Here is a 13,254-nt window from a genome sequence, read left to right as displayed (position 1 = left end):
TCCTTTTAATAATTGTCCAGAAACACACGTTCAGGATGAGGGTGGCTTAAAAAATCGTGATGGGAGATATGCCAGCCATAGGCGCCGGCCAGCAGGAAGGCGACACAATCCCCGGCTCGAAGCTGTTTGACATGGACATCGCGTGCAAGGGTGTCCTTCGGCGTGCATAGCTCGCCGCAAAGTGTGACCGGGGCATCGCGAACTGAAGGACGCGAAAAAGGGTAGTGCCAGCTTTCGCGCTCCAATATCATGAAAGGATGATTGTGCTGCCACGAAACCGGTAGCCGGAAGTGGTGCGAGCCTCCACGGAGGATGGCAAAGTGTTTGCCATAGGCGGTTTTCACGTCAATGACTTCACTCATGTAGCAACCACAGTCCGCGGCGAGAAAACGTCCGCACTCGAATACAACCTGAAACCCGGGCTGGCGCGCGGCGATGAGTACCGACAGGCCTGCGCAGAAGCTTTCCCAATCGAAAGACGAATCCGGGTCAGCATAATCAATGCCAATGCCGCCGCCGACATTCAGCCAGTCGAACTTCAGCCCATAGTGGCGCTGCCACGCCTCTGCCAGGTCAAAGTAATGCTCCATCAGGGCGAGGTGGGCATCCGGATTGAGGTTGTTGGAAATGGCATGGATGTGCAGACCCTTGAGGCGAATGCCCGGCAAGGTCCGGATGAGTTCGAGCAGGGCGGGAATTTGTGCCTCTTCAATGCCAAACTGGGTCGCCTGTCCGCCCATGCGCAATGTTGCCTCTTGCGGCACATGGGCCGGGTTCACACGGAGCAGAATATCCGCCACCTCGTGACGGTGTCGCGCGATCCAGTCGAGGCGCCGCAACTGATGCTCGCTTTCCACATGGATCAGCATGATTCGGTGGTCAAGCGCACCTTCCAGTTCGGCGTCACTTTTGCCGGGACCACCGAATACGATGGGAACGGCGTCATCGATGGCGCGCACGCGCCGGATTTCGCCCAGCGATGCCACTTCGAAGCCGTCGGTGTGGTTGAGCAGCGCCTTCAATACCGGCTCGTCGCTATTGGCTTTGATGGCATAAAAGAGCTGGCATTGTGAAGGCAGGCTACGGCGCAGCATGTCAGCGCGCCGCCGTAAATGTGCCAGATCATAGATATAGGCGCATACGGGCTGAATATCGGGCGAGTCGGACTGGGCGCGACCATGCAGATAATCGTGCAGGCGTTGCGGGTTCATTGCTTGAGCACCTTGGCCTGGTGCTGTACCAGATGCGACGCCATGGCGCGCCGCGTAATACCGCGATCATCGCCAAGAATGAACATGCGAACCGAGCTGCGATAATCAGATTCGAAATCCCCCGGTATCCGCGGCAAGCCGCAGAACATCTTGCTGTGGCGTTCTGCCGCGGCGCGAACAAGCGATACCGCTTCACGTACGTCCGGATGATGGGTTTGCCAGGGCAAGTCCAGCGATTGCGAGAGATCTGCCGCACCCGCCAGCAATACGTCTACCCCTTCCACCGCCGCAATTTCATCGACATTTTCCATCCCTTCACGGTCTTCAATCATCGCTACCACCAGGGTGCATTCTCGTGCGGCACTCGTGAACCTGGCGAGGTCATCGCGCCCGTAACGGGTATGCAGGGTAGCGTTCAGGCCACGCTCCCCGAGCGGGGCGAAATGGCAAAGGCGCACCGCATCCCGTGCTTCCTGCGCCGAGCGAATATGCGGAAATACAACGCCCTCCGCGCCGGCATCCAGTACCTGAACAATCTGATGAGGCGAGGCTACCCGGACCAGCGCCGCAATGCTGCCGGCGCGGGCTGCCAGCAGCATTGCGGCAAGCTGCCCGGAGCTGATCAGTGTGTGTTCCAGGTCGATCACAATGAAGTCGTAGCCGGCCGCTGCGATTATTTCCACGCTCAGCGCGGCGGGGGTGGAACAGAACAATCCATAGACGATGCCGCCTGCCTCCAGGCGCGTCTTCAGACACATGACGGCTCCTCGATTTTTGCAAGGGGGTTCTGCGCAGGCCGGGTACGTAACCGAATTTCCGACTGGAAACGCCGGCTGGCAAGTAACTCGACGCCTACCTCATCGGCAAAGCAGTCGAACAGCGAATAACGCGCCTCGCTCTGAGGATGGCGTTTCTGGTGTGCCTGCAGCACTTCGCCGGTGATCTGCCAGAATCGTTTTTCCGCTACACCGTAGTGGCGCAGGAACAGCCAGGCCAGTTCCGCCAGATTGACGAAAAAAAGCGCATCGAAGGTGAAATCCCGTAATTCCTCGGCGTTCTCGCTTTCCAGAAAGGAATTGGGATTGATCTGCGCATGCTCGGGCGGCGGTGCGGTGAGCACGGGCGCAGGCGCGGATAATAGCGCTCTGCTGAAGCGCACCCCATCATGGAAGTCCTTGAGTGCTACGCGCGCCGGTAGCCCCTCTTCCACCAGCAGGAGCATATTCTGGGCATGCGACTCCAATGCGGTTCCATGTTCCCAAAGCAGATGCAGTACCGGCAAGTATGCCCGCTCCACCAGCCGCTTCAGCCATTGCTCGGGCCCATGGCGCCGAACCCACGGATCGATGAAAGGCTTCCCGTCGATATCGATATGCGTGACGGCGGTCATCGGCACCGCTCTTTCACTTGGGCGCAGATAGTTATGCACGCTTTCGCGCCAGATGCACGACAGCGCGCCATACTGGCCGTGAGCCAAGGCCACTGGCGTGAAACTCACGCCGGCCACTTCGCGCAACAGCACGGGGCGCGCCAGGGGTAATGACCAGTCGGTTCGCTCCGCCAACCCATGCAACCAATCACTGATGACGGGTGCATTCTGCACGGTGTGCGGCGCCAGCACCCGCGAGGTGGATGTATTGACGAGGCTCATCGAAAGCTTGAGTGACAGTCGGTTGCGGTCGCTCAAATTACTTAGCGTACGGATCGATTGCTGAGGCAGATACCGATCAGGTAGCAGGCCCAGCGCAAACAGTTCGCCTCGCGCCAGGGCCTGGTGATAGCCGGGCAGGACAACTTCGTCCCATTGCCAGGGATGAACCGGTAGCGGCAGATAATCGTCGGGCTGCAACGAGCGTCGGGATAATTGATTGTAAAAGTACTGCCAGCCGGGCTCACCCAGCAGCGCAGCGCCCCTTTCCGCATCATTATTCAGCGTTTTACTAACCGCCCAGCGGCAACGATCCCGGCGTACGGCGAGTAGCAGCGGCCTTACCGAGGCCGCGATTTCAGGCGCATACATTCCGTTGTCATCCAGCGTGAAGCCCATCCGCGACTTGTAGGCCGGATGATAGAGATGGCCATCGGTCAGCCTTGCTTCCAGCGTGTCATAGTCCGCATCGCGCAACGGCTTGCCGCTGTGTGCGAATAATGTTTGCGCATCCTTGATCTGCGTAGCCAGCAGTTCGGATGCAAATTGGCTGAGCCGTAGTTCGTCGGCAACCAGCCAGGGGGCAATTTCCGTCAGGAACAACGCAGGGTCGCAAGCCTCATGGGTAACGCCGCCATCGATGCGCAGCAGCGGCGTAATAATGCGCACGCGGCCAAAGCTCATGGTTTGGCGGGCCTGGCATTGATAGCTGAGGGGAACGTTATCCGCACGGAGGCCCGGCAAATTCAGTGTTTCGCCATCCCAGGTGCAATGCGGTATCGCACGCTCAAATAGCAGCGCCTCCAGGAGTTGGCGTAACACGCGGCGGCTCGCCTGGCGGTAAGCCGGACTATCAATCAGGTTTTCATAGTCGACAGGATTCATTAGTTTACTTTTGCAATCATTGGATTGGGTATCTCGACCCATGATGGGTGTTCTCCCTGCTGGTGGAAGCTGCTGAGCATATTGGCCTTGGCCGGCAAGGTCGGCTGTATGAGCAATCGGCGTATCAACGGGTCGTCGATCGAGCTCAATATCGATGCGGTGTCGCGCCACAATGCCGCCTCGGTAGTCAGCCCGGTGCGAGCCAGACAGGCGGCCACATGGCCGATATGATTAACCAGCACGTAATACTGGAAGCGGTGCCAGGCCTGCTCCTCCGCGTAGAGAACCGGGCTGTCGCCGGGTAGGTGGTCGAGGAATTGGAAACGTGTGCGGCTGATGCTGACGCCCTCCATGTCTCGCGCGTAGCCACGAGACGGCCAGCCATCATGGAAGGCGATCAGGGTATTCTGCAGGTGGGCTTCAAGGCTGATGCCATGCTCCAGAAAGAGATGCAGCAACGGCAACAGAGTGACATCCAGATAGCATTTCCACCACATGCGTATCAATTCCTCGCTGAGCGGTTTTCCCCTGGCAGAGAGCCGCAACAAGGCCAGCAATGGAATTTCTCCATCGGCAGGCTCTTCCAGTACCGCCACGATTGTCTGGACGTGCCCTGCCTCGATTACTGGCATCGCCTGCCGGTATACCACTGCACAGGCAGCGCGCAAGGCCTCGTCCGCCAGCCTCAGCGTCTGGCTCGCCAATTCGGGCAGGATGCGAAATGCCGATTGCTCGGAGATATGACGCGGTAGTAACGACAAAGCCAGGCTGGCATCCAGCGCCCGCCTGACCTGTTCGGATGGGTTGTTGCGTATGAAATTGGTGATACGGATATTTAGCGACAGTTTGAGAAACAAATTTTGGCGAGGTAGCCAGACGGTGCGCACCGAAGATGTAGGCCAGGCCACTTCACCCATCGGTCCGAGCGAAACCAGCGTTCCTTGATTTATCAGCATGCTGATTTCGGGCAGACCCAGCAAATAATTGGCTTGCCAGGGATGACAAGGCAAGAGCCGGTAATCGCCGTTGGCGAGCATGTCTCCGGCGAACAATGCCACTTCCGGGTCGATGGCGGGCTGCTTCCCATTGATAGTGCGGGTCTCCAGCATGCGGGACGCGACCGCGAAGTAGTGCAGGCGAAATGACGCACTCAGCTCAGGCGCGTAACGTTGCATGTCTTCTTCGCTGAAACCTTCCGCAGCCTTGGAGGTAACATGAAAAATGTGACCGAAGCGCAGTCCCTGCTCGGCAGAGAGGAAAGACGGGCGTTCCCCGGTGGGTTTATGCAAATGGAAGCGGCGGACGTGGGCTATGCTGTTCCGCATCAGCGTTTTTAACCGGACACGGCTGTGATCGGTTATTTCCGCAGGCTGATCGGCGACTGCGGCGAGCGCGTCGGCGATCAGATCAGCCAGCAACGCCGCATCTGTAATCAAGGGTTGCCAGTTACCGTGCCGTCCAATCCAGGCGAATGGCGCCAACCGGTGATAGCCAATCGGCGAAAAGTAGGCAAACGCACCCGCTAGCCAGTACTCGGTTTTTGCAAGCGAAACCAGATACGGCGCCGATCCGGCGGCACGCCAGGCCTTGATATGCGAACGGAGTTCAACCGGTCCTGCGTCATCCGCTGCGAGACGTGGATCAAAACAACCTGTTTCCCGGCAATAGGTGTTGACATACTGCTCTACCAGGCGCCGCTCTATGGGTGCCATTTCCAGCAGATGTGAAGGCATCGGAATCATTTTTTTAACTCCGCAAATGAAAAACCATCGGTACGATCGCTGAGAACCAGTAGTCCACCCGCGAAGAACAGCACGGCAACAGGCCAGATAAGATCGATGGGGGAAAGGAACGGCAGCAGGAATAGAATGAGTAATGGGCCGACCAGCTGACCGACAACCATGAAGCTCCTGCTTAATCCCGTCACATAGCCATATGCCGAGATGGGTAGCTGGCGGCTGCAAGCCAGTAACACCGATTGCATCAATGCTGCGTAACAGGCACCCTGGGTTATCCGCAACAGCGCGACGATCCAGATTTCGTCGATAAGGATCAGTAAACCGGCCGATAGCGCGCACCCCATGGCAGCAAACGTGAAGTAGCGTCGCGGTTCACCGCGATCGTTCAGGCGGCCCCACAACGGAGCGGCCAGCATGGTCGCAAGCCAGCCCAGCGCGTGCAGGAACCCAATCTTGCTGGCCATTGCCTCGGCGGCAGGGAAACGCGCCGTCAGATAGAGTGCGAAGACATTGACAAAGGCGAATGCGGCCGCCTGAATAAAACAGGCTGCAAGCATCCAGTTGCGCAGGTTGCTGTCGCCAAGCACAGTACGTAGTCCGGAAAAGGGCAAGCCGGAAATTCCTGCAACTTTTTGCGGTTCGCTGAGTTGAGTCCACAGTATTCCGCCAGCCACACCCGTAAGTACGGCACTCGTCAGCAGCAGTGGTTTGAGCGACCAATAATCCAGCATCATGCCGCCCAATAACGGGCCGGCCAGCGCCCCGCACGCAATAGCGCTTTCCTGCAAACCCAGCGAGCGCCCACGTGAAGTGTCATCGCTGACATAGCCGATGAAGGCGGTGAGCACCACGCCTATGGTACTTATGCCCTGCAGCAGACGGCCCAGCATGAAACCGTGCACACCCGGGCTCAACGCCATCAGCAGCATGCTGGCGGTGAATACGGCCAACGATGCCAACAGCATCCGCTTGTAGCCGAAACGATCGCAGCATTTGCCGACGTAAGGAGCGAAACACAACGTACCGATGGCGGGTGCCGCCAGTGCAAGACTGCTCCAGTGCGCGGCACCCACGGCATCCATCTGTTCCAGCGTTGCAATATATAACGGCATGATGGGCACGAAGACCATCAGCCCAAGCGTGGTAACAGCCTGGCAGACCAGTAGCAACGTGAGGTTATTCATGCCTGTTATCACCGTGCCTGTCTGTCGTCTTCCGGCCACGATGGACTGCCGGCTAATAAAGGATTGGGCAGACGACCCATTGCGCTGGGCATACCGGTACCGAAACTTGTGACATTGAATAGCGGAGCAAGCAACTGCTTGAAGGGCCACTCCGCCTCCTCCAGCAGCATTTTTCTTGCCTGCCCGGCGATTTCAACCGGCAGCGGAGCATGTGCCAAACAGATTTCGAGCGCTTGGCGGACAACACCCCAGCCATGCGCTTCGTCCCGGCCATAATATGTGGCCAGCGCAGCGAGAATCGCATACAGATTGACCTCAATCGCCAGGGTTTGCAGATAGGCCAGCAGTTCCCGCGGGGTATTCAGTTCCAGTGTATTAGGCGTGCTGCGATCGATTACGTAGTCCGGGATCGTGACGCCCTGGGCCTGCATCAATGGATGGCACACACGCAATGTGTCATGATCACGCAGCACCAGCGCGGCAATTTGCCGGTCCTTGAAGGCCAGCAATACATTCTGCCCGTGCAACTCCGGCATGACGCCGTGCGCAAAACAGCGCAGTCCCAGCTCGAGTAAAGCCCCGGCAATGTCGCCGAACAGGCGCCAGGCGGCTTCTTCCGGCGCTGCGGCGCCGATCAGGTGATCGAATGCCGGCAACTTGCCATCAGCCGAGACTGTCGGCAACGCTGCCATCGGGATCAGTGTTGCGCCGGGGAGCACCGGATAGCGGCGAATCATGCAGGCCAACTCACCCGGTTCAGCGTCGAGTGCGTCGCATTGGCTCAATGCCCACCACTTGTCCTCATCGCACAGCAGCAGGTGAGCAGCCAGCCAGTCGTCGCGCCGACGCAAGGATTCCAGGCAAGCGCTGGCAAGTATGCCGTTATGTAGATAGCGTGGCGGCAGAGCGCGAGTTGCCCCCAGCGTACGAACGGAGAGTGCGAGCTTCAGATGGGTACCGGGGTTTCCTGTGACGGCAAGCGAGCGCAACGATGCAGTGGGAACCGCCGTTCCGGGCCCCATACTCAAATAAATGCATTCGCTGAGCTTCGGGGAAATTGCCCGGTTGAGCCAGGCCCACTGCCATGGATGGACCGGCATCCATAACCAGTTCGCGCCATCGGCATGGCCAGCACGAGCAGCGCTGGCCAAGTTGTCTTGCTGACCAGGGTCAAGCAGACTCTCCGCCAGAGGCTGACCGGCAAACTGAGCCGCCGGTGCGCTTACTATACAATCGCGCGGTACGGCCACCCAGTGAAGCGGAAGCGACGCCATCGTTTCCGTGGCATAGCCATAGCCATGGTCCCCATTCCAATCCTTGGCACGGGCCAGGGGGTGAAACGGCCGGTCTTTGAGGCAGCTCAACGCTTCCCAGGGCAGCAGGTCTTCGGGCGCAGCCATGAGACTTTCCAGGATATTTTGCTCATGCACTGCCGCAAATGCGGCCTGATCATAGGCAAGCGTGAAGAACCGCGTAAAACGACCTGTCCGGTCACGCCACCAATTTGCCGTCTGCAAGACTTCGATAATCTTGCTGAGCTCGAGATTCGTCGTATTCGTAGCCGTATGCAAAACCGCGTTTGAACCCAGCACCCGAAACGGGCGCAAGCCATCCGCCCTCTGCCCTTGCCAGCGTAACGACCGCGTTTCGTCAAGCGCAATTTCCATCACTACTTTTCCATTGACCTCCGGATGCATGAGGCAATGCCCGCGAAAACTGTAAAGGTTTTCCAGCCAGAGCGCATCGAACAGGTCCTGAGCCAACCGGCTCGCATACGGATGAGGTGGGATGATTTGCATGGTTCAACCGTATAGCGGCAGCCGGGTACCGGTTCCACGCTCATGCGCAAGGCGGTAAAAGTGACGCGCGCAGATGATGTCGTCGATGGCCATACCCATGGGGTTGAGCAAAATGATTTCGTCTTCGTTCTCCCGTCCCGGCCTGTCTCCGATAACGATCTCCCCAAGCTCCGCATGTAACTGTTCGCGGCTGAAGCGCCCTTCCAGCACCAACTGGCTGATGATCTTCTTTTCGCGATTCGACTGGTCCCAATCATCTACCACCACCTTGTCAGCCTTCTCATAGACATCCTTGTGAACGTCCATGATGGATATATTGCTGATGAAAGCACCAGGTTTAAGCCAATCGAAGGCCAGGTAGGGTGTACTGGTTACGGTACAGGTCACAATCACGTCAGCCGCTCTCACTGCGGACTCCGCCGAGTCTGCGCTGATAAAATCCACATCCGGATAGCTTTCCGCCAATAGGGTACCCAGCAATTTGGCCGCTTCAGCGGACAAGTCAAACAGATGAATACGCTCGATATCCGGAAACTGCTCCAGCAGCGTCTGCATCTGCATACGTGCTATCGGTCCGCATCCGATACAGGCAACATCGGTAAAGCCCTCGCGTGCCAGATAGCGGGTACCCACGGCAGTAATGGCCGCCGTGCGCATGCCGCTGATCAGCCCGCCTTCAAGGATTGCGACCGGATAATTGGTCTCCGCATCATTCAGCACAATGACCGCGCTGGCACGCTCAAGACCGAAGTGAACCGGATTATGCTGGCGGCTACCCACCCATTTCAGGCCGGCGACCGGTTGCTCGCCGCCCAGATAACAAGGCATGGCAATAATACGGTCGGCGATGTGATCGGCGCCTGGCCAGCGCAGATAAGGTTTGAGCGGTTGCACGTAGTCGCCACGAGCATGTGCCGCCAATCCATCCACTATCGCATCTACATAAGGTTGCGAGTGGCTGCCGCCTAGTGAGCTGAGGTCGCTGCGGCTAAGGTAGAGCAAATCAGGTGAGGTATCCGGCATGCTCATGCTGTTTGCTCCTGAGGCGTGCCGGTAAACCCTTTTGTCATGCGTGCAAAATGGCGTTCCCTCATGCGCAACAGCCACTGGTCGTTGTATACCGTGTCCAGATAGCGCTCGCCCCGATCGGGCAGGATGGTCAGGATGCGTGCCGGTTGCAACAGACGGGCGGAAAGGCGCTGGATAGCGGCGATTACGGAGCCGGATGATCCTCCGGCAAAGATTCCTTCACGCTTTACCAATTGCCGGCACGCCACAGCGGATTCATAGTCATCGATCTGGATGACCTCGCCGAGCTCATCGCGCTTCAATAATTCGGGTACGCGGCTTGCGCCAAGCCCGGGTAATTCGCGAACTGCCGGTGAAGTACCGAACAATACGGAACCAAATGCATCCACGGGGATGACCTTCAGGGCGGGCCAGGCCTCGCGCAGACGCCGCGTAATGCCGTGGATGGTTCCCGAGGTGCTGACGCCCAGCACCAGATAATCCACGGGCCGATCCAGGTCGCGCAGGATTTCCTCGCCCTCGCCGTGATAATGGCTTTGCCAATTACGCTCGTTGGCATATTGATTCGTCCATACCGCATCGGGTTGCTCGCGCAGCATGTGCTTGACCCGCTCGATGCGGGTTTCCAGATAACCGCCCTGGCGATCCTTTTCGGTGACAAGCTCGATATTACCGCCGTAACATTGAATGATCTGGCGGTTCACAGGTGAGAGTTTTGGATCCACCACCGCCGTGAAACGTAGTCCGTGCATACTGCAGACCATGGCCAGCGCAATGGCAAAATTGCCGGAGGAGCTTTCGATGATATGCGACCTGGAACTGATGGAACCGTCCGCCAACCCGCGCTCGACAATATGGTGTGCCGGCCTGTCCTTGATGCTGCCACATGGATTGAACATCTCCAGCTTTGCCAGCACTTCACACCGCGAATCGTTGAACATACGAGAGAGGTTGACTATTGGCGTCTTCCCTATGCCATCAAGAATACTGTGAAGGATCATTTTGGTGCCTTCCATTAGATAATAATAATGATTAAGTAAATAAGAACGATAACGCGAGTAATAATCATTACTTCACGATGCAGAGGCTTGGATCGGCCTTCTCTGCTTTGTTCTACTTCTAGAGTTTGATTTCGACCAGAAACCGGCCCTTCGCAAGGCTCGGCCGGACGATGTGATCCAGCCAGGCTGGTTGTCAGGCTATGTCGGCTTCGGCTGAACTCCTCCGGCCGCCCGGCTAAAAGTTATTATGTGGCGCTGATTACGTCGGAAGCAGCCAAGGCGTGGCGATGCGTGCAGTACTATTGTTGATATTTCCATAGCCAATATTCCCGATAGATAGGGTTAAAAGATTGGCTGGCTTGCCCAGGACGGGCTGGCGAGCTACAGAACTGTCAGCGTAGAAGAATGCGTGAAAAATTATTTACAACTTATTTACAACGAATAGCCCCGTGATTTCTTGGCCGGCTTTACGCCATTCCTTGACGAAGCGCAAATAGAGTGCATTTCTTCTTATGGATCGGTTTTGCACTCCCTCTTTCCATGAATTTGCATCTACGACCGAATGTCGAAAAATCGGCTGGGGATGTACTACTATTACCTGATGGTTTCTATACTTGTAAACGGGAATGATTCTTATTATATTTAATCACAACTGAAAATCAAGTCTTTTCATCAAACATTTTCACATAGACGTAACAATAATGCCGTATCAACATTTCAGTGACTTATCGACGCAACGCCAATCATGAGCCCGCCTCGCAAGGACACCAGCACTTCTCCAGCCGCGTACGCCGGGAAAAATGCTTATGGGGATTTGCTGCAGGAATTGACGACATTGCGGCAGGAGTTGATGACGCTTGAAGCCGAATCGGCCGAAATACTGCGCATGGTGGATGCGCGCCATCTGGCTAGCGCGGCTAATCTGATACATTATCTCGCCTTGCGGCGGCGCGATATGCGCCCCCTGCAGGAAAAGCTCGCGGCAGCCGGTTTGTCTTCCATGGGGCGTGCGGAATCGCATGTCCTGAGCAATCTGCACGCCATCATCACTTTGTTGCAGCACGCGCTTGGAAAAAAAACACGGCAAGCGCCCGCTTCCCTCATCGCATCTTCCATAACCGGCCCGGATCTGCTGGAAATCAATACCAATAGCCTGCTCGGCAAGCCGCCGGCGCACAGATGCGTACGCATTATGGTCACGTTTCCGAGCGAAGCCGCGGATGACTACCCATTGGTCAAGGAGATGCTTTTGCAGGGCATGGACTGTGCCCGCATCAATTGCGCGCATGACGATGCTGGCGTCTGGAAGCGCATGATCAAGCACATAAAACGTGCACGCCGTGAAACAGGTCGTCCTTGCCGCATCCTTATGGATCTGGGCGGCCCCAAACTACGCACCGGAGAGATCGCATCAGGCTTGCCGGTGCTCAAATGGCAACCGCAGCGCGACATGTACGGCAAAGTGACGGCGCCTGCCCGAATCTGGATATACCCGCAGAATGATGGTTCCACCTGTCCGGCGCATGCCCATGCGTGCCTTCCTGTCAAAGGAAATTGGCTGGCCCAGGTAACTTCACCGGACAGGCTTGAATTCCGCGACGCCAGGGGAGCACTGCGCAGCCTGCAAGTGGTAGGAAAGGTTGACGGAGGCTACTGGGCGGAGTCTACGCAGACCACTTATGTCAAGCCTGGCCTGAAGCTTTACCTGTTGAGAGTGACCGATTCCGGCGTAATACGAAGAGCCGGTCACGCCGGTGAAATAGGCGCGCTGCCGCAGATGCCCGGAACGATCCGGTTGCACCGCGGAGATAATCTGATTGTGACGCGTGAACCGATTCCCGGGCACCCCGCCCAGTTCGGTGAAGATCGGCAGTTGTTGCGTGCTGCGAGCATTGCCTGTTCGTTATCGGAAATCTTTGCCAGTGCGCATCCCGGTGAGCGAATCTTGATCGACGACGGCCGTATCGGCGGCGTGATACGCAACGTCAACACCGAGGAAATCCTGGTTGAGATCACCCAGGCCCGCGATGGTGGAGAAAAATTGTTGGCTGACAAGGGCATCAACCTGCCCGACAGCCATCTCGATCTGGACGGTGTCACGGCCACGGATATCGAGCACCTCGAATTTGTTGCCCGTAATGCGGATATGGTTGGGCTTTCCTTTGTGCGAAAGGCCGCCGATGTCGCGCTGCTGCAGGCGCATCTCAAGCGCCTTGATGCCGATAAACTGGGAATCGTAATCAAGATCGAGACACGCGCCGCTTTCGAGCAGTTGCCGGAGCTGATGTTTACGCTGCTACGCTCGCCGATTGTCGGGGTCATGATTGCACGCGGCGACCTCGCCGTGGAATGCGGTTACGAAAGGTTGGCGGAATTGCAGGAAGAAATTCTATGGCTGGCGGAGGCAGCGCATATCCCTGTAATCTGGGCCACCCAGGTACTGGAAGGACTAGCCAAGACCGGTAAACCGAGCCGGGCCGAAGTGACCGATGCGGCCATGGGCGAGCGGGCGGAATGCGTCATGCTGAACAAGGGCCCCCACGTCGTTAAAGCCATTCAGATGCTGGACAACATTCTTCAACGCATGCAGGGACACCAACAGAAAAAGCGCGCATTATTGCGCCGCCTGCATTGGTAGCGCCCAAATACTGCAATTCATCTCCGCAGAGTCATGGCAAAGCCAAAATATCGAGCTGAACAGAAGATGGCAATGGGGAAGTGCAACCTCTGCCCTCCCCCATTGCCATCAGATGTGCCT

At 57.2% G+C, this 13,254-nt stretch carries 9 protein-coding genes; 1 reads left to right on the top strand and 8 read right to left on the bottom strand.

Annotated features, from left to right (window positions below):
- Positions 1–5 precede the first annotated feature (5 nt).
- Genes F822_RS00770 through sbnA form a run of 8 tightly spaced genes read right to left on the bottom strand, consistent with a single transcriptional unit; the run spans position 6 to position 10,496 of the window.
- Entirely contained in the window at positions 6–1,211 is a 1,206-nt protein-coding gene (locus F822_RS00770) for a type III PLP-dependent enzyme (protein WP_025039823.1), read from the bottom strand.
- Complete coding sequence (locus F822_RS00765; RefSeq protein WP_025039824.1) at positions 1,208–1,969, bottom strand: HpcH/HpaI aldolase family protein; 762 nt, start codon at positions 1,967–1,969, stop codon at positions 1,208–1,210. The genes F822_RS00770 and F822_RS00765 overlap by 4 nt, the downstream gene beginning before the upstream one ends.
- Entirely contained in the window at positions 1,960–3,744 is a 1,785-nt protein-coding gene (locus F822_RS00760) for an IucA/IucC family protein (RefSeq protein WP_025039825.1), read from the bottom strand. Before F822_RS00760 ends, F822_RS00765 begins: the two co-directional genes overlap by 10 nt.
- Positions 3,744–5,486 carry an IucA/IucC family protein gene (locus F822_RS00755; protein ID WP_231623534.1) on the bottom strand — a complete coding sequence of 581 codons (1,743 nt, stop codon included), beginning with the start codon at positions 5,484–5,486 and terminating at the stop codon, positions 3,744–3,746. Before F822_RS00755 ends, F822_RS00760 begins: the two co-directional genes overlap by 1 nt.
- Positions 5,483–6,667: an MFS transporter gene (locus tag F822_RS00750; RefSeq protein ID WP_036574411.1), complete on the bottom strand. Its 1,185-nt coding sequence runs from the start codon at positions 6,665–6,667 to the stop codon at positions 5,483–5,485. Before F822_RS00750 ends, F822_RS00755 begins: the two co-directional genes overlap by 4 nt.
- An 8-nt stretch (positions 6,668–6,675) precedes the next feature.
- Entirely contained in the window at positions 6,676–8,466 is a 1,791-nt protein-coding gene (locus F822_RS00745) for an IucA/IucC family protein (RefSeq protein ID WP_025039828.1), read from the bottom strand.
- Between the two features lie 3 nt (positions 8,467–8,469).
- Positions 8,470–9,495 carry a 2,3-diaminopropionate biosynthesis protein SbnB gene (gene sbnB / locus F822_RS00740; protein WP_025039829.1) on the bottom strand — a complete coding sequence of 342 codons (1,026 nt, stop codon included), beginning with the start codon at positions 9,493–9,495 and terminating at the stop codon, positions 8,470–8,472.
- A complete protein-coding gene (sbnA, locus tag F822_RS00735) occupies positions 9,492–10,496 on the bottom strand; it encodes a 2,3-diaminopropionate biosynthesis protein SbnA (protein ID WP_025039830.1) in 1,005 nt (334 codons plus the stop codon). The genes sbnB and sbnA overlap by 4 nt, the downstream gene beginning before the upstream one ends.
- Before the next feature lie 745 nt (positions 10,497–11,241).
- Between sbnA and F822_RS00730 the strand changes: the two genes are divergently transcribed.
- Entirely contained in the window at positions 11,242–13,134 is a 1,893-nt protein-coding gene (locus F822_RS00730; RefSeq protein ID WP_025039831.1) for a pyruvate kinase, read from the top strand.
- The last annotated feature ends 120 nt before the right edge of the window (positions 13,135–13,254 follow it).

This window comes from Nitrosospira briensis C-128, from assembly GCF_000619905.2.
GTDB lineage: Bacteria > Pseudomonadota > Gammaproteobacteria > Burkholderiales > Nitrosomonadaceae > Nitrosospira > Nitrosospira briensis.
Note: the sequence above shows the minus strand (reverse complement) of the source record. Positions and strands in the feature narration are given on the sequence as shown.